23 protein-coding genes are annotated in these 22966 nt (G+C 62.5%); 13 read left to right on the plus strand and 10 right to left on the minus strand.

From position 1 onward, the window contains the following. Window positions 1-86: 86 nt before the first annotated feature. The 5 genes from GKC41_RS00970 to GKC41_RS00990 form a co-directional block, all read right to left on the minus strand. A complete protein-coding gene (locus tag GKC41_RS00970; protein WP_154312535.1) occupies window positions 87-1088 on the minus strand; it encodes a DUF3027 domain-containing protein in 1002 nt (333 codons plus the stop codon). Between the two features lie 68 nt (window positions 1089-1156). Continuing rightward, complete coding sequence (locus GKC41_RS00975; protein ID WP_154312536.1) at window positions 1157-1546, minus strand: cold-shock protein; 390 nt, start codon at window positions 1544-1546, stop codon at window positions 1157-1159. Window positions 1547-1668: 122 nt separating this feature from the next. Continuing rightward, window positions 1669-3606 carry a HAMP domain-containing sensor histidine kinase gene (locus GKC41_RS08985; RefSeq protein WP_324611992.1) on the minus strand — a complete coding sequence of 646 codons (1938 nt, stop codon included), beginning with the start codon at window positions 3604-3606 and terminating at the stop codon, window positions 1669-1671. After that, complete coding sequence (locus tag GKC41_RS00985; RefSeq protein WP_154312538.1) at window positions 3587-4345, minus strand: response regulator transcription factor; 759 nt, start codon at window positions 4343-4345, stop codon at window positions 3587-3589. The genes GKC41_RS08985 and GKC41_RS00985 overlap by 20 nt, the downstream gene beginning before the upstream one ends. A gap of 4 nt (window positions 4346-4349) precedes the next feature. Further along, window positions 4350-5141 (minus strand): TPM domain-containing protein, encoded by a 792-nt coding sequence (locus GKC41_RS00990; protein WP_195760112.1) that lies wholly within the window; start codon window positions 5139-5141, stop codon window positions 4350-4352. A gap of 71 nt (window positions 5142-5212) precedes the next feature. Between GKC41_RS00990 and GKC41_RS00995 the strand changes: the two genes are divergently transcribed. After that, window positions 5213-5506, plus strand: a complete 294-nt coding sequence (locus tag GKC41_RS00995; RefSeq protein ID WP_154312540.1) for a WXG100 family type VII secretion target — start codon at window positions 5213-5215, stop codon at window positions 5504-5506. Window positions 5507-5707: 201 nt separating this feature from the next. Here GKC41_RS00995 and groL read toward each other — a convergent pair whose 3' ends face one another. From groL to GKC41_RS01010, 3 genes are all read right to left on the minus strand, one after another. Beyond that, window positions 5708-7327, minus strand: coding sequence for a chaperonin GroEL (gene groL, locus GKC41_RS01000; RefSeq protein ID WP_015022107.1), 1620 nt, complete (start codon window positions 7325-7327; stop codon window positions 5708-5710). A 317-nt stretch (window positions 7328-7644) separates the two neighbouring features. Continuing rightward, window positions 7645-7848 (minus strand): cold-shock protein, encoded by a 204-nt coding sequence (locus tag GKC41_RS01005; protein WP_015022108.1) that lies wholly within the window; start codon window positions 7846-7848, stop codon window positions 7645-7647. Between the two features lie 169 nt (window positions 7849-8017). After that, entirely contained in the window at window positions 8018-8662 is a 645-nt protein-coding gene (locus tag GKC41_RS01010) for a LytR C-terminal domain-containing protein (RefSeq protein ID WP_154312541.1), read from the minus strand. Between the two features lie 150 nt (window positions 8663-8812). Between GKC41_RS01010 and GKC41_RS01015 the strand changes: the two genes are divergently transcribed. The 12 genes from GKC41_RS01015 to GKC41_RS01070 all read left to right on the plus strand — a co-directional run bounded on the left by GKC41_RS01015 (window position 8813) and on the right by GKC41_RS01070 (window position 21207). Next, on the plus strand, window positions 8813-9601 hold the full coding sequence (locus GKC41_RS01015; protein ID WP_229281548.1) for a uracil-DNA glycosylase: 789 nt from the start codon (window positions 8813-8815) through the stop codon (window positions 9599-9601). Window positions 9602-9646: 45 nt separating this feature from the next. After that, entirely contained in the window at window positions 9647-10702 is a 1056-nt protein-coding gene (locus tag GKC41_RS01020) for an AAA family ATPase (RefSeq protein ID WP_418904373.1), read from the plus strand. Beyond that, the gene (locus GKC41_RS01025; protein WP_154312543.1) at window positions 10699-11631 is read left to right on the plus strand and encodes a DUF58 domain-containing protein; all 933 of its coding nucleotides are present in this window, start codon (window positions 10699-10701) and stop codon (window positions 11629-11631) included. The genes GKC41_RS01020 and GKC41_RS01025 overlap by 4 nt, the downstream gene beginning before the upstream one ends. Continuing rightward, window positions 11628-12161, plus strand: a complete 534-nt coding sequence (locus GKC41_RS01030) for a hypothetical protein (protein ID WP_154312544.1) — start codon at window positions 11628-11630, stop codon at window positions 12159-12161. Before GKC41_RS01025 ends, GKC41_RS01030 begins: the two co-directional genes overlap by 4 nt. Then, the gene (locus GKC41_RS01035; protein ID WP_154312545.1) at window positions 12158-13234 is read left to right on the plus strand and encodes a vWA domain-containing protein; all 1077 of its coding nucleotides are present in this window, start codon (window positions 12158-12160) and stop codon (window positions 13232-13234) included. Before GKC41_RS01030 ends, GKC41_RS01035 begins: the two co-directional genes overlap by 4 nt. Beyond that, window positions 13231-14259, plus strand: a complete 1029-nt coding sequence (locus tag GKC41_RS01040) for a vWA domain-containing protein (RefSeq protein WP_154312546.1) — start codon at window positions 13231-13233, stop codon at window positions 14257-14259. Before GKC41_RS01035 ends, GKC41_RS01040 begins: the two co-directional genes overlap by 4 nt. Next, window positions 14256-14807, plus strand: a complete 552-nt coding sequence (locus tag GKC41_RS01045; RefSeq protein ID WP_154312547.1) for a DUF6466 family protein — start codon at window positions 14256-14258, stop codon at window positions 14805-14807. The genes GKC41_RS01040 and GKC41_RS01045 overlap by 4 nt, the downstream gene beginning before the upstream one ends. Before the next feature lie 201 nt (window positions 14808-15008). Continuing rightward, a complete protein-coding gene (locus GKC41_RS01050; protein WP_154312548.1) occupies window positions 15009-15335 on the plus strand; it encodes a hypothetical protein in 327 nt (108 codons plus the stop codon). Beyond that, window positions 15332-16759, plus strand: a complete 1428-nt coding sequence (locus GKC41_RS01055; RefSeq protein WP_154312549.1) for an alpha/beta hydrolase — start codon at window positions 15332-15334, stop codon at window positions 16757-16759. The genes GKC41_RS01050 and GKC41_RS01055 overlap by 4 nt, the downstream gene beginning before the upstream one ends. Before the next feature lie 72 nt (window positions 16760-16831). After that, a complete protein-coding gene (gene purB / locus GKC41_RS01060) occupies window positions 16832-18277 on the plus strand; it encodes an adenylosuccinate lyase (RefSeq protein WP_154312550.1) in 1446 nt (481 codons plus the stop codon). Between the two features lie 2 nt (window positions 18278-18279). After that, a complete protein-coding gene (locus tag GKC41_RS01065; RefSeq protein WP_154312551.1) occupies window positions 18280-20751 on the plus strand; it encodes a lysylphosphatidylglycerol synthase transmembrane domain-containing protein in 2472 nt (823 codons plus the stop codon). A gap of 168 nt (window positions 20752-20919) precedes the next feature. After that, window positions 20920-21207 carry an HU family DNA-binding protein gene (locus GKC41_RS01070; protein WP_015022121.1) on the plus strand — a complete coding sequence of 96 codons (288 nt, stop codon included), beginning with the start codon at window positions 20920-20922 and terminating at the stop codon, window positions 21205-21207. 101 nt (window positions 21208-21308) lie between these two features. On the opposite strand, the gene GKC41_RS01075 is transcribed toward GKC41_RS01070, so the two are convergent. Both GKC41_RS01075 and GKC41_RS01080 read right to left on the minus strand, forming a co-directional pair. Beyond that, complete coding sequence (locus GKC41_RS01075) at window positions 21309-22736, minus strand: proteasome accessory factor PafA2 family protein (protein WP_154312552.1); 1428 nt, start codon at window positions 22734-22736, stop codon at window positions 21309-21311. A 3-nt stretch (window positions 22737-22739) separates the two neighbouring features. Then, window positions 22740-22943 (minus strand): ubiquitin-like protein Pup, encoded by a 204-nt coding sequence (locus GKC41_RS01080; RefSeq protein WP_154312553.1) that lies wholly within the window; start codon window positions 22941-22943, stop codon window positions 22740-22742. Window positions 22944-22966 lie beyond the last annotated feature (23 nt).

Raw genomic sequence — 22966 nt, forward strand, 5'->3', positions numbered from 1 at the left:
TGATCCGTAATTCACTCTACAGATTTACGGTGACGTTTATTCTCGGCCCGCCGGTGATTGCGCTCTGAACGCAACGAGGCCTGGAATCAGTCCTCTGAGCCGTCTTCCGACTGCATCTGCTCCATGAGTTCCACCTCAGGACGCTCCTCCCGTGGCTTCTGCCTGACCACATCGATATGAAGATCGTCATAGGCCGGCTGGGACTGTACCCAGAGATGGGACTCCTCCTGGGGCTCGATCTCGGAATGCTCGCCGCAGCCGTGATCCAGGGAGACCACGCGCCCGTCGTCCGGGCTCCAACGGTTGGCACAGACGCCGAACATGGTACCAAGATCACCTGCCAGGGGAATCATGAAGCCGCAGGTCTCGCAGGCCTTGCCCTTGGCCGTCCGGGTCGACAGGGACTTGGGACCGTGCTGCCCCTCGTACCAGCGCTTGGCAGTGGCGGACCTGGCCTCAGGGGTCATCAGGTGCCGACGGGTCAGAGCGAAGCGATCGACGGCCTCGTCCAGGTCGTCGGAGGAGGTCTGTGCGCCGAAGGAAACCTGATCATCCACTTCCTGCTCATGAACGTCTTTTTCGTCACCTGAGCGGTCCACCAGCCGGAAGACCGCACCGTCGGTCTGCTGATCAGAGTCGTCAGTCTCCGCCGCTAATGCTTTCTGGCCTTCTTCATTGTCCCCTGGGGTCTGCTGTACTTCAGAATTCTGAGGCCGAGCCTGCACAGGCTTGTATCCGGCCGTCAGCCTGGGGTCGTCGGGGTCGGTTCCCATGGCATCGGTCACGCTCAGATCCGAGGGCAGCAGACGATCCTTCCAAGGAACCCATGCCGGGGGCTGCAGGGCCGCATCGGTAGGCACCAGAGAGGATTCATCCACAGTCCAGGTATCGGCATCCTCATCACGGTAAAGAGTGACCGACCACTGCCAGCCCTCATAGCCCTTGATGGCCGAGGCGAACCGGTAGTCCCAGACTCCATCCCCGATCAGGGTACGGCCGACCAGCGCACCGACCTCATCGCTGTCGGCAGCAACGCTCAGAGCCACCCGCCTGGCCAGTTCCTCAGGATCCAGGTCCTCTTGAACCATCTATCACACCTTCATCATCAGTGGGATCGGACAAGACCGATCCACGTCGGATTCTTCTCGCCGTCCACTCAGTCCGGCACGTCAAAGTCATCTGCCACAGCCCTCAGGAGGGTGGCCAACTTGGCGGATTCGGCCCGACCCGGGTAGTGGTGCCGACGCAGGACGTTGCCAGCCGAATCCAGCAGCTTGATCAAATCCTCCACGATGGCGGCCATATCGTCCGGATCGGGTCGCTTGGCGCGCAGAATGGAGGGGGTCGGCCCCACCAGCTTCAGATCCAGGGCCTGGGGGCCCTTGCGGCCCTCAGCCACCGAGAACTCCACCCGGGATCCCTTGCGTATGGTGGATACACCAGCGGGCAGGGCTGATGAGGGCAGGAAGACATCCCCACCTTGTTCATCCGTGATGAACCCGAACCCCCGCTTGGCGTCGTACCACCGTACTCTCCCGCTGGGCATGCTCTGCCACTTCCTTACGTTGCTTCTTGAACAGGTATATCCGAAATCAGTTTACCTGAACAGGACGGGCAGGACGACCCATCTTGTCATAGGCGTACGGGGCGGTTGGTGGCAGGATTGGCCTAACCCTCAGCTCCCCCCTGATCCCGCCTGACGCCCTGGGGTATGACGATGGTGAAGGTCAAACCGCCTCCCGGGGTCTGCGAGGCGCAGATGAACCCCTGATGAGCCTTGACAATGGACTGGACGATAGCTAGGCCCAGCCCCGTGCCGCCCTTCTCCCGAGCCCTTGACGGATCGGCTGTGTAGAAGCGCTCGAAGAGCCTTGACCTGGATTCCTCCGGGACTCCGGGCCCGTGATCGACCACGCGAATGATGGCGTAGTCGGTGCCCACATGGCTGTTCTCTGCCACCTGGATCGCCTCGGTCAGGTGTCCCAGAGAGGATTCGGTGGCCTCCAGCCTGGTCAGGTCCGCTGGGGCGATGGTCGCCTTGACCAGGCCCAATCCCACCTGCACCGGCGAATCAGCCGGAGTGTAGCGGTGGATATTGCCCACGATATTGGTAATCACCTGTCGCAGGCGGCTGGGGTCGCCAGTCACCTGCACCGATGGCAGAGGGCCCTTCTGAATGTCCAGGCTGACCGATGGTCCCAGGTGCCCGCCCACACTGATTTTCTCCTTGTTGCGTCCCTTGAGGCCTGACAGTCCCTTGTTGGCGGCGGCCGGCACCTCCTGGGGGGCAGGCTGATCCTCGGTACGCAGGAGAACCTTTCCCGTACCCACTTCTCTTCCCAGATCCAGGGCATGCAGGTCGTCCACCCCGTCTCGAACCAGTCCAGTCAGATCGACCGGCAAGGTCGGGTCGATTCCCCTGCCCTCATCCAGGCGTGCAAGCGAGAGCAGATCGGTGACCAGGACCGTCATCCTGGTGGAAGAGTCCTCGATGTGCTGGATGGACTTGTCGGCCCGCTCCAGAGCCCCCGGATAGTCGCGCTGCATCCTATAGAGCTCAGCGTAGCCGTGGATGGCGGCCAGTGGGGTGCGCAGCTCATGGCTGGCATCCGAAACGAACTGTTTCATCTTCTCGGTGGTCTGACGCTGCTCGTCGAAGGAATGCTCGATTCGCGCCAGCATGGCATTGAGGGATGCCGCCAGGGAGCCCACCTCGGTATTCTCCGGGAAGCTGGGAATGCGTTGGGAAAGGTCGCCGGCCGCTATCTTTGCAGCGGTCTTCTCGATGCGTTTGAGGGGAACCAGGGTGGACTGGATCAGCAGGACCGAGATGACTCCGCCCAAAAGAACCACCACGACGGAAATGATCATGCAGAAAGCCGTCAGATCATGCACAGCTTCGTCCTGGTCGCTCATGGACAGGCCGATGAAAAGCACGCCGCTGATTTCGGAATCGTCCAGTTCGTTGCGCAGCTTCCACTGCATGGCCACCACACGCCAGGATGCCCGGGCCCGCTTCATGGTGTCCCGGTCGGACGAAGCCTGCTTGGAGACGCGCACGTAGGCCGGTACCGTGGTCGGCTGGCCCAGGGGTATCGAGCCCAGGCTGCCGTCGGTTGGAAGGCGCGGGCGGGAGATGACCCCGTTGACCTGCATGGGGTTCAGATCGTCCGAAATGATGTGCAGGTCGTTGTCGCGGATCTGCAGGAAGTAGTCGGTTGGGCCCAGGCCGTTCTTGCTCAGATCCTCCTGGCGAAGAAGGGTGGCGTTGCGAATTCCCAGGTTGGCCTGGCGGATCAATTGCGTGTCCGTACGCTTCATCAGATAGTCGTCGGCCATCTGGCAGATGGCTACAGAAACGCCCACCGTGCCCACGATGAGCAGGATGAGCATGCTGGCCACAAGTTTGGTGCTTAGGGGAATGGCAGCCAGAGGCGATCTAGGCATGGAGCGACCCCTCGGCTTGCTGGATCCGGCTGTCTTGCCGGAGTCCGAACCCATGGAGGACCTGGACCTGTCAGCCGCCCTCGGATCGGGAGCAGCCAACGGTTTTGCCTTGGAGGCCTTGGGGGCCGGACCCTGGGGACTAGTCGCCATCGCCGCCATCCGATGCGTTCTGTCTGGGTGCCCGAATCATGTAGCCGATGCCCCGCTTGGTCTCAATCAACGGAGTGACCTTGCGTTCCCCACCGTGTCCGTCGTTGACGGTGATGCCATCCACCTTCTTGCGCAGGTAGGAGATGTAGGATTCCACGATGGCAGCGTCGCCGCCCCAGTCGTACTGCCAGACGTGGTCCAGGATCTGTGCCTTGCTGAGCACGCGACCCTCATTGTCCATCAGGTAGCGCAGCAGCTTGTATTCGGTCGGGCTCAGGTCGATGGGTCTGCCGGCCCTGGTGACGTCGTGGGAATCCTCGTTGATCTCCAAATCGCCCACACGGATGATCGGGTCGTCCTCCTGGTGCTCGCGGGTCCTGCGCAGTATGGCCTTGATCCTGGCCACGACCTCCTCCAGGCTGAAGGGCTTGGTCACATAATCGTCGCCGCCCACAGTCAACCCCATGACCTTGTCCTGGGTGTCGTCCCTGGCGGTCAGGAAGAGCACCGGCGCGTCGATTCCCTCCTGACGGATGCGGGAGGTGACCGTGAACCCATCGATGTCAGGCAGCATGACATCCAAGACAATCAAATCTGGCTGGATGCGCTCGATGACCTGAATGGCCTCGGAGCCGGATGCCGCGGTCTCGACAGCAAAGCCCGCGAAGTGCAGGGAGGCTACCAGCAGGTCCCTGATGGACGGTTCGTCGTCGACTACGACCAGTTGTGCTTGCGTCGGTTTGCTCATGGTTTCAGCTTGCCGCCTCTTTCTGGGTATTGTCTGAAAGTTCGCTGACCGTCTCTGTCGGCTTTGGTTCCTTCTTCTCTGCTCTGGACTTGCGATGATGAGCCCCGGTTCGGCTGCTGCGACGCCACCAGATCACAACGACCACGGCCAGAATGACCAGAACCACAGCCGTCGCCGAAAGAGCGATAAGCATGACCCGGTGATGCCGTTGGTTTTGGTTCAGGGTCTCCACCTGGGTCATCATGGCCTTGGCCGAGCCCACCCAGTCAGGGTTCCGGCCCTTGGTGACCGGCTCCAGAGCAGCCTGTGAGAGCTGATCCACGCTGGTTTGATCTTTGAGCCAGGCCTGCGAGTTGCTGGAGACCGCCACGACCAATTTGCCATCCTGAGAGGCCACGGCCAGCATGACTGTGTCGTGGGCGGGCTTCATCGATTCGAGCACCCGGGATGCCCAGGTCTCCGGCTTGACGCCCTCATAGAAATGCGGCAGGTAGAGCAGCCGGACCGATACTCCGGTTTGCTCTGCAGTCTCCTTGATTGCATCCTTGACGGAGCCCACATCGGAACCCAGCAGATTCTGCGGATCGGTGATTGTATCGGTCATGGTTCCGGCCCCTGTCTGAGATTCATCGGCAAAAGCACTGGTCGGCCCAAGGATGCTGACCGCCAAAACCATCAAGAGCAGGAAAGCCAGAATCCGCTTCACTGCCGAAAGACTGAACGGGTTCGTCTTGTGGAGGGAAACTCGTTCGACCACATGGGTGCGCGGACGGGGCAACTGCGTGAACACTGTCATAGTGTCCACAGTAGCGGTTGACGGCCTTGGACTCCCCCACACCATCACCGCCATTCACGGAAAGGACAACCATGACACGGTTCCAAGTTGATTCGGATCAGATACAGACTGCCTCCGGCGCGGTCAGCGGCTCGATAGGGGCCATCAGAGATGCCGTCGCAGGAATGTACACCAATCTGGACAACCTCCAAAGCGTCTGGCAGGGTTCGGCGGCAAGCCAATTCGCCACGGTGGCCCAGCAGTGGCGCGCCTCGCAGACCCAGATGGAGCAGGCGCTTGAAGGCATCCAGGCGGCCCTGACCCAGGCCTCGGCTCTCTACGCAGACACCGAAGCCCAGGCCACCCGTCTTTTCGCCGGAGCCTGAACGCCTGGGTGCTACATGCATGCAGCCCGGACTACTTGACCATCGCCTATCGGGTTCGGATCTGGCAAACATATGCTGGCGCATATAGAAAGACAGACCATAACAGAGACAGGGGCCTGCGCACCATTGTCTGGTGCGCAGGCCCCTGTCCTTGGCAATCAACAGGTTCAGCCGAATTGCCTTCGTCCGAACCTATAAGGATCAGTAGCCCATGTCGCCCTGAGGCTGAGCGGCAGCAGGTGCCGGAGGCTCAGGCTTGTTGGCCACGACGGCCTCTGTGGTCAGGAAGAGCCCGGCAATGGAGGCAGCGTTCTGCAGGGCGGAACGGGTCACCTTCACGGGGTCGGCCACGCCGGCCTCCAGCAGGTCCTGGTACTCGTTGTTGGCGGCGTTGAAGCCCTGGCCAGCAGGCAGCGAACGGACCTTGTTGATGACCACGTCACCGGAGACGCCGCTGTTCTCGGCGATCTGCTTGATGGGGGCCTCGATGGCGCGGAAGACGATGGATGCGCCGGTGGACTCGTCGCCGTCCAGCTTGACATCCTTCTCGGCCTTGGCAGCGGCCTGAACCAGGGCCACGCCGCCTCCGGGCAGCAGACCCTCTTCGATGGCGGCCTTGGCGTTACGGACAGCATCCTCAATGCGGTGCTTGCGCTCCTTGGCCTCAACCTCGGTGGCTGCGCCCACCTTGATGACGGCCACACCGCCGGCCAGCTTGGCCAGCCGCTCCTGCAGCTTCTCACGGTCGTAGTCGGAGTCGGTGTTCTCGATCTCGGTGCGGATCTGGCCCACGCGGGCGGAGACCTCGTCCTTTGAACCACCACCGGAGACGATTGTGGTCTCGTCCTTGGAGACGATGACCTTCTTGGCGGTGCCCAGCACGCTCATGTCGATGGAGTCCAGCTTCAGGCCGAGCTCATCAGAAACCACCTGTGCGCCGGTCAGAATGGCCATATCCTGCAGCATGGCCTTGCGGCGGTCGCCGAAGCCGGGGGCCTTGACGGCGCAGGAGTTGAAAGTGCCGCGGATCTTGTTGAGGATCAGGGTGGGCAGCGCCTCGCCGTCCACGTCCTCAGCGACGATCAGCAGCGGCTTGCCGGTCTTCATGACCAGCTCGGCGATGTGGACCACGTCCTGCTGGCTGGAGACCTTGCCCGAGGTCAGCAGAATGTAGGGATCATCCAGGACAGCGGTCTGGTCGTCGTTGTTGGTGACGAAGTAGGGAGCGATGTAGCCCTTGTCGAAGCGCATGCCCTCAGTGAACTCCAGGTCCAGTCCGAAGCGGTTGTTGTCCTCGACGGTGACCACGCCGTCCTGGCCGACCTTGTCCAGAGCCTCGGCGATCTCATTGCCGATCTCGGGGTCGCCTGCGGAGATGGTGGCGGTGGCAGCAATCTGGTCCTTGGTCTCGACTTCCTTGGACTGGGCCACGAGCTCCTTGACAATGGCGTCTGCAGCCTTCTCGATGCCGCGGCGCAGAGCGATCGGGTTGGACCCGGCGGCCACGTTCTTCAGACCCTCATGCACCAGGGCCTGGGCCAGTACGGTGGCGGTGGTGGTGCCGTCTCCGGCGACGTCGTCAGTCTTCTTGGCGACTTCCTTGACCAGCTCGGCGCCGATGCGCTCGTAGGGATCCTCCAGGTCGATCTCCTTGGCGATGGAGACGCCATCGTTGGTGATGGTCGGGGCGCCATAGGACTTGTCCAGCACCACATTGCGACCCTTGGGGCCCAGAGTGACCTTGACTGTGTCGGCCAGCTTGTCCAGGCCGGCAAGCATGCCCTGACGAGCTTCCTCGTCATACTCGATGATTTTTGCCATTGTTGCTTCCTCCGTCATGGCTTGAGGTTTCATGACCCACCGTCGGCGTGGAACGGAACCCGACCGTCAGCTGTCGTGTTATCACTCCCGCACCTCGAGTGCTAATTCAGCAGATTAGCACTCGATGGGGCCGAGTGCCAACCCGAAGTGAAAATACGCTGCAGGCTGTATGTCAGGTCGGCTCTGACATATCGGTCACGTCTGCAGAAAATCCGCACCCTGCACAGTCCTGGCTCGGCATCTGGCTACAGGCGACGTGTCATAAAAAAGGACCCCGGAATGACCGGGGTCCCCATGACGAATACAGAAGACGACAATCAGAGCTTGGTGACCTTGGTTGCCTGCAGACCCTTGGGGCCCTGCTCCACCTGATATTCGACCTTATCTCCCTCATCAAGGGTCTTGAAGCCATCGGACTGAATGGCCGAGTAGTGCACGAACACGTCCTCGCCGCCATCGTCGGGATTGATGAATCCGTAACCCTTGCCAGCGCTGAAGAATTTCACAGTGCCTTGTGCCATAACTAACTTCCTTAACATAGGTGCCGCGTCACAACAGATACGAGACTGACCGCATCTGCCTGGTCGGCAAGGTCAGTTTAGGCCTATTTATGGGGCAATTGCAAAACGCCGAGCCGAAATTCTGATTGTTTTGTCGACGTATTTCTTCCGCTGTGCGGTTGGCCGGACCTTACTTCATGAGGATGGCTTCCACCGGAGCGGAGGCTACAGAGGATTGCTCCACCTGGGTGATGCCCAGCATGTTGGCCACCTCTTGGGCAGTGGCCTTGTCGGCCTCGTCACGGTAGCGGACCATGCTTACGCCAGGCAGGGCACCTTGCGGATTAGCTGCCGTGACCGCAGTGTAACCGGCATTGACCAGAACCTGGCGCTTCTTGCCGGCATACCCGGTGACCCTGGTTCCGTTGATGACAGTGACCCGCGTGCCCCTGTCGACCACAGGAGCCGGACTGCTGCTGGAAGCGCTCGCTGAGGGCGACTGGGAGGATGGCTCAGAAGTTTGTTCCTGGGAGGCTTGATCGGTAGCGGTCGCGCTGTTTGAAGCCGAAGAGGAGGCTGAACGCTTGGGCAGATGGCTGCTGATGACCCGGGAGGCTTCAGTGTGCGTCTGCTGCCAGGGCAAAGAGCCACTGACTGCAGCCCATAGGCCCAGACCGCACAGCACCGCCAGGACAACCACCAGCAGGTAGGGCAAAACCCTGACCGACAGGGAACGAGGCCCGCGGTGCACGCCGACCGGCCCCTTGGGAGGATTGTCGAACGCATCATGAACCTGAGGGCGCGCCTGCGTCCCGTTGTCGCGCGTGCTAGCCATGAACTCTCCTCTGCTCCACCGGATCCTGAACCATTATAAGTAATGCGTCGCCGGGTCAATATTCAACTGACCATTCGACGTCCTCCGCCAACCCTGGAATGGCCGAGGCAGTCCTGACCGGCCCATATTGCCAAGCGATATAGTGACCTTATGAACAGCAGCCAGCCAATTGCCGCAACCTCCCCTGAGCCGACGAACCGAACCGGTACCAATCATCCGACCATAGCAGGAGGCCAGGGCCGGACCCAACGCAAACCTTTGAGCGCCCTGGTGGACCCCGGCTGGGCCCGTGCTCTGGCACCAGTCGAACCCAACATTCATCGGATGGGCGACTTCCTCAGGAGCGAGCTCGCTCAGGGTCACCGCTATCTGCCTGCCAGCAAAAACATTCTGCGGGCCTTTACCATCCCCTTCGACTCCATCAAGGTCCTGATCGTGGGCCAGGATCCCTATCCGACGCCGGGCCATCCGGTGGGCCTGAGCTTCTGCGTGGCCCCTTCAGTCAGCCCCATTCCCGGCTCTCTGCGCAATATATATGCCGAGCTGAACTCCGACCTGGGTCTGCCCACACCTTCCAACGGCGATTTGACACCTTGGACCAGGCGAGGGGTCATGCTGCTCAACCGCTGCCTGACTGTCCGGGTGGGCAAGCCTGCCAGCCACCGGAACAAGGGCTGGGAGGAGATCACCGATGCCGCCATCCGAGCCCTGAACGACAGACGCGACCAGGAGGGCAAGGTCCGGCCCCTGGTGGCTATTCTTTGGGGAAGGCAGGCACAGAGCCTTGAGCCCCTGCTGACCAACGCCGCCATCATCAAATCCCCGCATCCCAGCCCCTTGTCGGCCCGGTACGGCTTCTTCGGCTCCCGTCCATTCTCCAAGGCCAACCAGGCGCTGGAGGCCATGGGCGCCGAGCCGGTGGACTGGTCCCTGACCTGAGTCCTGCCGGCTGAGTCGTCAGGAAATGCCGTTACCATGTCTGCTATGGCATTATTCCCACCTCGACCCAGTCAGTCCCCATCTGTTCAGCCCAGTCAGGACCGGCAGGTTCCGCCAATCAGCCAGGACGACCTGCAACGTTGCCGTCAGTTGACCGACCGGATCCGGACCCGCTTCTCAAGGACTCTGGTAGGCCAGGAGAACCTGCGCGAGGCCCTGATCCTGACGCTGGTGGCCTCAGGGCACATCCTGATTGAATCCGTGCCCGGTCTGGCCAAGACCACTGCCGCCCAGACCCTGGCCACCTCGGTCTCCGGCAGCTTCAAGCGGATCCAATGCACGCCCGACCTGATGCCCTCGGATCTGGTAGGCACCCAGGTCTATGACTTCTCCACACAGCGTTTCTCCACACAGCTTGGCCCCATCCACGCCAACTTCGTCCTCTTGGACGAGATCAACCGCTCCAATGCCAAGACGCAGTCAGCCATGCTGGAGGCTATGGCCGAGGGCGCCACCACCATCGGAGGCGAGCGCATAGCCCTGCCCCGGCCCTTCATGGTGATCGCCACCCAGAACCCCATCGAGGAGGAGGGCACATACAACCTGCCCGAGGCCCAGATGGACCGGTTCATGCTCAAGGCCGTCATGACCTATCCTGATGCCGACCAGGAGACCCGAATGCTGCAGATGCTGACCAGTCGCGGCACCGATATGCCAGGCAAGGATGATCGGGACGCACTGACCATCGCCGATGTAGACTTCCTTAGGCAGAAGGCCCGGCAGGTCCACGTGGCACAGCCCATCATGCGATACGCAGTCGATCTGGCAGCCACCAGCAGGGGAGCCGGATCGCGACCCATCCAAGGGCTGGCCGAGCAGGTGAGGCTGGGGGCCAGTCCGCGCGCCTCCATCGCCCTGGTGCGCATCGGCCAGGCCAGAGCCCTGCTGACAGGCAGGGATTACGTCATTCCCGAGGACCTGAAGGACTGGGCCCATTCGGTGCTCCGCCATCGGATCCTGCTGACCTTCGAGGCCCAGGCCGACGGCGTCAGCAGCGACGACATCATCGACCAGATCGTCGACACGGTGCCGGTGCCATGAGCCGTCGACGCTCGGATCGCGACCCGGTCCGTAGACGGATCGAGTCCTTGGACACCAGCCTGCGCCTTCCCACGGTGCGCAGGGCCCTGGGTCTGCTTGAGGGCGAGCACTCCTCCGGCCGTCGCGGCGGTGGGGACGAGCGTGCCGACCTGCGCGCCTATGAGTTCGGAGACGAAACCCGCATGATCGACTGGCACGCCAGCGCGCGGGTGGGTCGGCCTATGGTTGTCGAGCGCGAGCGCCTGGTCACCAGCAGGGTCTGGCTGTTGCTGGACGTCGGCCGTGAGATGTCAGGAACATGCCCTGACGGGGAGCAGGCCATTCAGGTGGCGGCCAACGCCCTGTGCATGTTCGCCTCCCTCTGCCTGCGCCGCAGCGATGAAGTGGACCTGGTCCTGGTCGATTCATCCGCCATCCGCCGCATACCCTGCCAAGGCGGCTTCGCCCGATTCGAGCAGACCCTGGACCGGGCTCTGGAGTCACCGCTGGATCAGCCACGCAACCTTGAAGCCCTGCTGGGCTACGCCGCCGGCATCCAGGACCGGCAGGCCATGCTGGTCATCGCCACCGACCAGTCGGCATTGAAGGTTGACCTGGTGCCGACCATCCGCCGGCTGGCCACCACCCATCCCGTGAATCTCATCGGAGTGGAGACCATGAATCCCCTGCGTCAGCAGCCCGCTGTGGGCACGGTGACGGATGCACCCAGCGGACGGAAGATCCCGGCATTCCTGCGCACTGCGAACGGAACAAAGGCTGTGGACCTGCACAGGCGCTATCAGATCGAAGCCTTTGGCCGGGAACTGTCCCGAATCGGAGCCTCGCTGATTCGGGCCGAATCCAGCACAGCCATGTTCAACCGGTTCATCCACCTGCTTTCAGCCGGCCGACCGGGCATCCCCATGCGACGGACGGTGATGGCGGCATGAGTGCTGTCGTCCTTATCCGTCTTGCGTCCGATCATGACCGAATCAAGGTCATGCCCACCATGACCCAGCCCACCTGGCTGCTGACCCTGACGACGACCGCCATTATTCTGACCCTGGCTCTGGCTGCTGCAGCCATTTTCCTGCCCCGGTTCCGTCGTCAGCAAGAGGGACGTCCGGCCCAGGTGAGCTCCGACTCCCGCGATGCATGGCGCCAGCAGATCGATCATGTGGTGGCCCGGTACGACAACGGCCATCTGGACCGCGACCAGGCCATGACGGCACTGGCCACTATCGCTCGTGGATTTGCCTCCCACTCCTGGAACAGCGACATGAAGACCAAGACCCTGGCTGAAATCCAGGCCCAGCCCCGTACACCGAGTACGCGAAAGGGCCTGGACCTGCTTCGACAGACCATAGACGCCCTCTACCCGCCTGAATTCGCCCTTCCCCGGGACAGCGCGGGAACCGACGCCACAGTGGATCAGGCAGCCGGCTGGGTATGGGATTTGATTGAACGGTGGCCGCGATGAGCATAGGCAACCTGTCCTGGCGGTGGCCCTGGCTGCCAGTTCTGGCCCTGGTCCTGGCCATGGCGTTCGGCCTGCTGGCCTACCGTAAGGCGCGTCGCGGCAAGCCGGATCAGGAGCCGGAAGCCCGGGTCTGGACCTTGAGCAGCGATCTGGACACCGAGGAGGGCCATGAGGCCCTGCGGCGCTGGCGGCGACTGAACCGTTGCGCCGCAATCCTGCTTTCTCTGGCCCTGCTGATGGTTCTGAGCCTGGCTGCAAGGCCTGCCCGGGTCGATCGGACCTTGGAGCAGGGCCATAACCGCGATATTGTCCTATGCCTGGATGTCTCAGGCTCCACCCTGCCCTATGACCGGCAGGTGATCGCCTCCTACCTTGATCTGGTCCGCAATTTCCGGGGCGAACGCATGGCCCTCAGCATCTTCAACTCCACCTCGCGCACTGTTTTTCCTCTGACCGACGACTACGACATGATCACCGCCGAATTGAGCAAGGCGCGGCGAATCCTGGACGGGGTGCAGTCCCAGGACCGCATCGATGCCATGAGCGGACGGCAGTATCAGGACATCAGCGACTGGCTTGAGGGCACGCAGAACCGCCGGGACACCACCTCACTGATCGGCGACGGGCTTGTAGGCTGCGCTGCTCTCCTGCCGCAATTTGCTCCCAAGGACCATAGCGGACCGGCAAAGGCCGACCAACGGTCCAGCTCCCTGATCCTGGCCACCGATAACGTGGTCTCCGGCAAACCCACATACACCTTGGAAGAGGCGCTCAAGCTGACCTCGGCTGCAGGAATCACAGTGGACGGGCTCTATTCGGGACCGGACCAGGGTACCGGGGATGAGAGCACCCGGCAGATGCAGCGGCTGATCGAAGCAAGCGGCGGCATCTTCCTACGACGGCAGGACGGGAACTCCATCAACGCACTGGTCCGCCGGATAGAGCACCGACACGGAGCCGATCCGCGCCAGCAGGAGCAGTCCAGCCTGGTGGATGCACCCGGCTGGTGGACCCTGGCCCTGGCCCTGGCGCTGTCGGGATATCTGCTCCTAGCCTGGAGGCTGAAGCGATGAACACACTCAAGTCCCTGACCTTTGAGCCTGCCCTGGGCTGGGTGGCCGGCGGCCTTCTGGCGGGTCTGCTCCTGCTCCTGGCCATTGCGCTGGTCATCCATGGATTGCGCAAGGGCCGGGATACGGATGCCGATCGCTGGGCCCTGACCCGACGCACCGCCATGGTCCTGATTCTGGCCCTCATGGTCCTGACCCCCAGCACGGTCAGTAAGACCACCAATAAAGCCGTCAACGCCACTGATGTCTTCATTGCGGTTGACGTGACCGGTTCCATGGCGGTCAAGGATGCCGGATATGGCGACCAGGAAGGAATCAGTCGACTGGAAGCGGCCCGGGCAGCCGTCCATGACCTGACAAGCACCTACCCGGATGCCTCCTTCTCGGCCCTGAGCTTCGGCGCCTCAGCCAGCGTCGATCTGCCTTTGACTCCCGACGTGCGGGCTGTGGACAATTGGGCCAGGGGGCTGGTTACGGAGCCCACATCCAGATCCGCCGGCTCCAGCCTGGATGCTCCGCTGGATCGCCTGAGTCTGGTCATGAAGCAGACCAGGGATCGGCATCCCGACGACCGAATCCTGCTCTACCTGATCAGCGACGGCGAACAGACAGGACCTGATGAACGACGATCCTTCAGTGTCCTCAGGGAGGGGCTGGACGATGCCTTCGTTCTGGGAACGGGCTCAACCAAGGGCGGCATGGTGCCCATGAGCTCTGATGTCGCTGGCAGTGATGCCGACGGCTGGGTGACGGACCCCAAGACCGGCCAGCCTGGCATCTCCTCCATGGACCCGAAAACCCTCAAGGCCATGGCCGACGAGATGAGCGGCCACTATCAGGCCCTGGCCAAGGGGGCCACGGTGCGTGAGGGGGCCACGGCTGCGGTTTCCAAGCGCTACCGGGTGACCAAGGTCGATCAGGTCCGCCAGCATGTCACCCCGCTGGTCTGGCCGCTGGCTCTGGTGGAGCTGGTCCTGATCCTGATTGAGGCGGGGCTGTGGATCCGCACTTCTAGGAGACTGCTATGAGTAGGAAGTCCCAGCAGGATGCAAGAAGCGGACGCCGACTGCGGGTGCGTCTGATTTTGGCTGGCTTGGCCTTGGTCGCAGCCCTGGCAGGAGCCTGGGGCCTGATCAACGTCAAGGCCATCGCCACCTATAACGAGGGCACGCGCACGCTAAGCACCAATGTTCGACAGGCTCAAAACCCCCATGCCGATCCAGCATCCATCAAGGCCCTGCAGGACCAGGCTGAACATCTCTTCGCCCAGGTCGAACGGCCTGGACCCCTGATTCTGCCACAGACCAGGCAAGCTGCCCAGGCCAACCGCGCTGCCAACGCTGCGCTGACCAGACGCACGGAGCGTCTGTTCAAGAAGCAGAATGCCGATAAGGCCCAGGACGGAAAGAACGGATCCGGCAGGGGTTCCTCCTCAGGGCTGACCAAGCAGCAGGAGGCCGAGGTGGAGGATCTGCTCAAGCGCAATCAGCAACAGAGTGAACCGTCGACCTCCCCCACGCCGACAGGGAGGGCCAGCGACAACAAGGGTCAGGGGAAGAACGTCAAGCCTTGGTGACTGGCCCACACAACCTTTCGCGTGAGTCATTCCACCACCCTCTTTCCCAACAAATCGATCCCCATGCAGACGAACGTCCCATGACTATCAGACCGACAGAATTAGCGGTAAATCCGTCCACACCCAGATGAATCGGACCTCATTCGACCACATGGCCCTACGGGGATCATTTCAGGATGATTGCAATGTTGTAGTGGAGACATGCATAGGTCATCCTCGTCACTACCCACCCTGGGTCCCTTCCTTGAGCAGCAACCCTTCCTGGCTGATCCGGAAGCGGCCCAAACCTGCCCCTGTCATGCTAGAGCGGCCCGCTGCCGGGCCATGCTGTCCGATATGGCACGGCAGTCGCGAACCACTCTGGTCCATCTGAGTGAATTAGCCGACCAAGCTCTGAGGGTCGACTGGGAAGGCCGGGCTGCTGAGGCCTATAGGGCCCAGGTGCGGGCCATGGATGCCGTCTGCCAGGATCAGCGCATCCAGGCAGGCCGCACCCTGAGCCTGATCAATCAAGAGATCCGGCCATGAAGCGGACAATCACCGCCGCCCCCGACGCCAACGGCTATACGCGCACCGAGCTGGACCACCTGACCGGCATGGCGGACCGGCTCAACCAAGCAGGTGGTGCCCTGGCCACCATGCAGTCCCAATGGGTTCTGACCAATCAGGCCATCTGCAGAACCATGCCGGGACTGCCTGCCCTCCCCTGCACCCAGGCTGCCGTACCGCCGCCGGGCCATGCCCATCTGCCCATGGATCGGATGGTGTCCTTCTGCAGTGACCAGGCCCAGGCCTGCGAAAATCTGCGCACCCGGCTCCAGTCTGTGGCCGACCGACTGACCAAGGCCTACGGGCTGTACTCGCAAGCTGAATCGTTCATGGACCGGCTGATGGGCTCCCTGACCTCCAAGGCCCTGACCGTCTTTCAGCCTATTGCCCCGTTCATGCTGGGGTCCATCGGTTTGGGCCTGGGGGTGGCCAAACTAACCGGCCACCTGGACGCATCGCAATTCCAGGAATTTCTGGAAACCACAGCCAGCATCCAACAGCCCCTGCTGACCGCTGTCGCATCCGGCCTGTCTTCGGACCATCATGATCCCATCGGCGGATTGGTCACCGGCCCGGGCCTTTTGATGCCCTTGATGCTCGCTCATTTCCAGGGCGACCGAATCGCCATGGATCCGGTTCAGCCGCAGGGCAAAGGATTGGGCGAGATTAATGACATCGCCGGCGCTCTACACAACCTGGAGACCCTGGGATCCTGCCGGGACGGCATTCCCTACGCCACAGTCGCCGTACAGCGCTACCGAAATGCCGACGGCAAGGACCACTGGCTGGTCTACATACCCGGCACCAGCTCCCACCTGGACTCCCCCATCGGCTGGGCCCAGAACATTCAGCTCATGAGCGACAAGGCTTCAGTTCGTGACAGGGCAGCCTCCCTACGTCTAGTGGACCGGGCCATGCGGGATGCGGGGGTGCGTCCGGATGATCCGGTCAGCCTGGTGGGCCATTCCCAGGGTGGCATTGTGGCCGCCACCATGGCCTCGGATCTTTCAGACCGCTACCGCTTTGATCACATCGTGACCGTCGGCTCGCCCATCGCCCATCGCAAAATACAGTCTGACACCTGGGTGACCAGTGTGGAGATGCGCGAAGAGCTGGTCTCCAGCCTTGATGGAGCCGACAACCCCTCTCGACCCAATCAGCTGACAGTCAGGGGAAGAGCGGGTGGACCTCCCCCTCCAGGCGGCAACCAGACTGGCCGAACAGTGACCACCGCTGGACCCGGCAAGGAATCCACCCACGGCATGGCCTACCAACAGGCAGCCTGGGCAGATGCCCGAGATCAGAACTCACCAGCAGTACGACGTCAGGACGACCACTTCGCCCATGCCATCGAGGGCGATTTGCAGGAGACCCGCTACTACCGTGGCAGACTACGACGATGAGCGGGACACGCTGGCCCCCAGGAGCATCCATGCCGGTTCTCGCTGGTTGACCCGGTCGTCTAGGCTGGAGGCATGAACCTGAGCCGAATCACTCCAGTCATCCCCCTCAATCCTCTGGACGGACGTTACCGCAGACAGACCGCCGATCTGGTGGACTATCTGAGCGAACCTGCCTTGAACCGCGAGCGCATGCGGGTCGAGGTCGAATGGATGATCATGTTGGCCAACGGCTACCAGGGCAACGGCCAGCACCCGGTCCTGCCGGGCGTGGAGCCTCTGACTGATGCTGAACAGGCCTACCTGCGAACCATACCCGAGGATTTCGACGCCGACGGCATCACCGAACTGGCAGGCATCGAAGCCCAGACCCACCACGATGTCAAAGCTGTGGAATACTACATCGACCGCCGTCTGTATGCTGCAGCCACAGCACTTGGCCCCGAGTCCCAACTTCCGAGGCTGACACCCCTGGTCCACTTCGCCTGCACCAGCGAGGACATCAACAACCTGGCCTATGCCCGCTGCATTCGGGGTGCGGTCGAGCAGGTCTGGCTCCCCAAGGCCACCCGGATCGAGGAGCATCTGGCAACCATGGCGGAGCAGTACCGGGATCTGCCCATGCTCGCCCTGACCCACGGCCAGCCAGCCACACCCACCACCCTGGGCAAGGAGATGGCGGTCTACGTCCACCGGCTGCACCGGCAGCTGGACCGGATCCACAATCAGGACTACATGGGCAAGATGAATGGCGCCACCGGAACCTTTGGCGCCCATCTTGCCGCCCTTCCGCAGGTGGATTGGATTGATCTGACCCGGACCTTCATCGTGGAGCGGATGGGTCTGGTCTGGAATCCACTGACCACCCAGATCGAGTCACACGACTGGCAGGCCGAGCTCTTCAGCAACATCGCCCACCTGGGGCGGATCCTGCACAATCTTGCCGTGGATATTTGGATGTACATCTCCCGCGGCGTCTTCGCCCAGGAGCCCGTCAAAGGCGCGACAGGGTCCAGTACCATGCCCCACAAGGTCAACCCCATACGATTCGAGAACGCCGAGGCCAATCTGGAGATCTCAGGAGCACTGCTGGACACCCTGGCCACCACCCTGACCGAAACCCGCTGGCAGCGGGACCTGACTGACTCCACCACCCAGCGCAACATCGGTTCGGCCCTGGGCTACAGCCTGCTGGCTCTGGACAACCTGGACGGCGGCCTGCAGACCATCCACCCGGACAAGGCACTGATGGCCCACGAGCTGGACAGCAACTGGGAGGTCCTGGGCGAGCCCATACAGACGGCCATGCGGGCCGCTGGATTGGCTGGACGCTCAGGCATGGATCATCCCTATGAGCAGGTCAAGGAGTTGATGCGGGGCAAGAGAATCGGCCGGGAGGATGTCGAGCGCTTCATCGAAGATCTGGATCTGGACCAGGACACGGCCAGTCGGCTCAAGGCCTTGACGCCGGCAACCTACACCGGCGCAGCCGGAACCTTGGTGGACTTCGATCGCGACTGACCATGACCCCGTCCCAGTCGACCATTCCCCCCGAGGACACTGATTCCGCCGAGCCTGTCAAGGCAGATCAGGTCGTCATCCGGGATACCCCTCCACAACGAGTCCATGACGCCGAGGACCTGCTTCGAGCCCTAGCAGCCCTGGTCCTGGGAATCCTGGTCACCCTGGCGGCAGTCTATCTGAAAGGCATAGCCGCCGGGGTCGAGTCAGACATGCGCCAGGCCGGCAATGCCATGGACTGGCTCATGGACGTACCCACCGCATTCCTCCAGCAGGCGGTGACCGTGACCGTGGTCCTGGCCGTGATTGTCCACCTGTTGGTCAACAGGGAATGGATTCAGGCCATCACTGCCCCCCTGGCCATGTTCCTAGGGTTCGGGCTGGTGATGCTGATCTCCAACCTGATCCTGAAGGCGGGCAACCCGACCTTGATTGCCTCATTCAGCTCCCAGAACACCATAGGGTCGCCCGTCCTGCTGCCTGACTTCTATGCAGGTCTGGCAGCCTTCCTGAGCGCAGCAGGACCCCGTCGCCTGCGCAGCTCGGTCAAGTGGGGGTGGAACGCTCTCTATATTGTGGCCATCATCATGGTCGCCATATCCTCCAATTCGGCCAGCGGGGTTCTGGTCTCACTGATTCTGGGACGGATCATGGGCATGGTCGTCCGATACCTGGCGGGCACGCAGAACAAGGGCGCCTGGGGGCAGGTAGTGGTACAGGCCATAGCCTCCATCGGTATCCACGCCGCCAGCCTGGAACGTCAGGATCCCAGTCTGGATGCCGATGGCCAACCCCTGCCCGCCCTTGACGACGACCTCATCGAGGCCTCCCGCATCTATAGGGCCCAGGATAGGGATGGCCGCAACTATACGGTGTCGGTCATGGACGGCCAGCTGCACACCATGGGCTATCTGATGCAGCTTTGGCAGTGGATCAAGCTGTCCGGAGTCTCCATGCGCCGGGACCGGTCGGTCAGAAACTCCATGCAACACCACATGGCCATGCTGGCTGAACTGCGGGACCTGGGGCTGACCGCCCTGCACCCCTATGGTCTGGCGGAGAGCGCGGAATCCTCAATTCTGGTCCTGGAGGATGACGTCCACCTTCGGCCCCTGGAACCGGGAAGCCTGGACACGGACAGGGCCAAGCAGCTGATGGACTACCTCCGCCGGGCCAACGAGCGCGGCTTCACGCACCGTCGCATCCGTCCGGAGACTCTGGCCATGGACCAGTCGGGCTCCATGGTCATCGCCGGCTGGGAGAACGGCGACAGCGCCAGTTCCCAAGCCAACATCGCCCTGGACCGTATCCAGCTTCTGGCCCTGGTTGCCACGATGATCGGTGTGGACCAAGCCATCGAGGCCGCCCGTGCCTCCTGGGGGGTCAAGACCCTGGCCGGACTGTCGCCCTTCTGCCAGATGGTGGCCATTCCCTCACAGACCCAGTCCCTGCCCGGCTGGGATCGGCAGATTCTGGCAGACCTTCGCAAACAGCTGCGGGCCCTGGCTCCACCTGAGTCGGTGGCGGAGACCGGCCAGGTGACCCTTTCCCGCTTCAGCCTGCGAAGCTTCGTGGCCCTGGCCCTCTTGGTGGTGGCAGTGGCGGTCATCATCACCCAGTTCAACCTGCCCCAGGTCATCAGCGCCGTCCGCAACGCCAACCCTTGGATGGCCGGACTCTCCTTCCTGCTGGGGTCACTGTCCTGGGTGGGCTGCGCCATCACCCTGGGAGTCTTCATCGACCCGGCCAAACGCGACTTCAAGGGCATCTTCCTGTCCCAGGTCGCCTCCTCGTTCACCTCGGTCTCCATGCCCGCCGGGGTGGGGCCGGCCTTCGTCAACCTGCAGTTCCTGCGGCGGGACGGTTACGACAACACCATGGCCACGGCCATCATGAGCGCTGTGGTGGCAGTTCAGTTCGCGACCACCTTCTGTCTGCTTATCGTCATCGGGCTGTTCACAGGGCGCAACACCCTATCCGGGATGATCCCCACCAACACCCTGGTCATCGTCATCGGGACGGTGGCCATCATCGCGGCCCTGATCATGGCCATCCCATACACACGGCGGCTGGTCATGGAACGACTGATGCCCATTGTGGCCTCCTACGCCCGCCACCTTGTGGAGATTCTGACCCAGCCCAGGCAGCTGGTGGTGGCCGTGCTTGGGGCCGTGCTGCAGTCAGCCGCCCTGGGCATGAGTTTCTGGGCCGCCCTGATGGCCTTCGGATGCAGGACCAACGTGTTCGAGACCACCTTCGTCTTCCTCCTGGCCAACACGCTGGGCTCGGCCGTCCCCACCCCCGGCGGCCTGGGGGCCATAGAGGCAGTGCTCTTCTCCGCCTTCCGCCTGGCAGGTGTCCCCTCGGGTGTGGCCATATCGGCCACTCTGGTCTTCCGGGTGGCCACCTACTGGCTACGCATCCCCCTGGGAGCCCTGGCCATGCGCTGGTTGAGCAGCCATAATCGCATCTGAGGAACCTTCGGGCAGTCCCAATCCCGACGGCCCCAAAAATCGCGTGGTGAAATGTCGAAAACCCCCGGAAAATGCGGTGTTTGGGCCTAATCTGCGCTAATATCAGTCATTGACCGTTGGGCTTTCCCCAAATCAAGCAGTGGGAGGCCCCCGAAAGAAGGATGTTCTATGGCATACAACAAGTCTGATCTCGTTTCGAAGATTGCACAGAAGTCCAACCTGACCAAGGCTCAGGCGGAAGCTGCTGTCAACGCCTTCCAGGATGTCTTCGTCGAGGCCATGAAGTCCGGTGAGGGTCTGAAGCTGACCGGTCTGTTCTCGGCCGAGCGTGTCAAGCGTGCCGCCCGTACCGGACGCAACCCCCGCACCGGTGAGACCATCAAGATTCCGGCCAGCTATGGCGTGCGCATCTCTGCCGGCTCGCTGCTGAAGAAGGCCGTCACCAACAAGAAGTGAAACCAGCCTTTCTGCAAGGGTCCCTGCATCCATCCACGGGATGCGGGGGCCCTTCTTGTTTGGGCAGACCTGATGGATGCCCCGCAGTGCAAACCGGGCTTCTAGGAACGAGACTCTGCGGCACTCTTTAGAAAGTCCATCAGGGAGTGGTATCGGGGCGGGCCCAGATGGTCGAAGGGGTCGGGCAGATCCACATCGACCCGACGAGAACCGCCCAGGACCAGGTGGCTCCAGTCGCATGACCATGTGCGCGTTCCCCGGTCTGCGGCACGGACGAAGTCACCGCGCAGACGGGCCCGGGTATCCTCTGGAGGTTGGTTCATGGCGTGCTGCACCTTGGAGTCGTCGACCGGCGAGCGCATGAGCCCATGCCTGACCAGGCCAGGGAAGGACCTTCCCGCGTTCAGATCGTGATAGTCCAGGTCCATCGCCTCCTCCAGATCCCGTCCGACGCCTCGTCGACTCAGACCCTGGAGCAGCCGCAGCTTGGCAGCCCAGTCCACCCAGTCAGCCAGATCCTGCCAACGTCCTGCGTCCAACGCATCCAAGGCGGACCTCCAAAGTTGCAGGGCACGCAGAGCCTGGGACCGGTCGATGCCTATATCCTCCTGCTGGTCCACCAAGGCCTTGCAGGCCGACCAATAGGCCTCTTGCAGACCCAGAGCGCTGATGCCGCCGGTCTTCGTGGAATCCTGCAGCTTCAGGGTGACCCGGCCGGTCCGATCCCGGCTGACGGCTCGGACTGCTGTACCGGGATCAGCCAGGGCCCAGTCGGCCAGGTCTGGCCGTCGATCCCGACGGCAGGCCTGCTCGATCAGGTTGAGGACCAGGTGGGTACTGGCCATCTTGAACCAAGTGGCCAACGGCGACCGGTTGGTATCCCCTACGATCACATGCAGACGCCGCCATCGTTCAGGATCGGCCAGAGGCTCGTCACGGGTGTTGACCATGGGACGGGCACGGGTGGTGGCCGAGGAGACCGCCTCGTCCAGAAAGTCTGCCCGCTGGCTGAGCTGGAACCCATCCGAACTCAGACGACCCGCCCCCGTTATCAGCTGTCGGGTGACAAGAAAGGGAACCAGGCAGGCTCCGATCATGTCCAGGGGGACTCGCCGGTCCAACAGGTAGTTCTCATGGCAACCGAAGGCATGGCCTTGGGCATCCACATTGTTGGCGAAGACGTGAACCTTCACGGGCCTGCCCAGGTCATCCGCCAAGCGTTTCCCGGCGCGCTCCGCGAGGTCGGTCATGATCCGCTCCCCGGCCAGCACCTGGGTCAGTGCCGTCAGCGGATCGCGCGCCTCCGCCGTGGCATACTCCGGGTGGGAGCCCACATCCAGGTAGAGTCTGGCGCCATTGGGCAGATAGATGTTGGTTGAACCGTGCTTAACAATGAGCGGGCGGAACATGGCCATGGCCACCCTGCCGGCGGCATATGGGGCACTGGCACCGGTCAGGCTCAGTCCATACTCGGTCTCGATGCCGAATATCCTGCGAAAGTCCGAGTCACTGCCCTGCCCGTCCGCCATGGATCACTGGCCGCCCTTCTGGACGAAGCCCTGCACATACTCCTTGGCATTGGTCTCCAGGGTGGTCTCGATGTCATCCAGGACGGCATCCAGGTCGGACCCAGCCGCCTGGTCCTGTTCCTGTGCACCGGTCTGCGGCAGATCCTCTTCCTGCTCCTGCTGCTGCCCGGCTGCCATGCGCCGTCCCTGCTGTGATGCCTCAGCCATGGTCACTCTCCTTCCCGGAGCGG

Origin of the sequence: Bifidobacterium asteroides, from assembly GCF_009683175.1 — a bacterium.
GTDB classification, from domain to species: domain Bacteria; phylum Actinomycetota; class Actinomycetes; order Actinomycetales; family Bifidobacteriaceae; genus Bombiscardovia; species Bombiscardovia asteroides_H.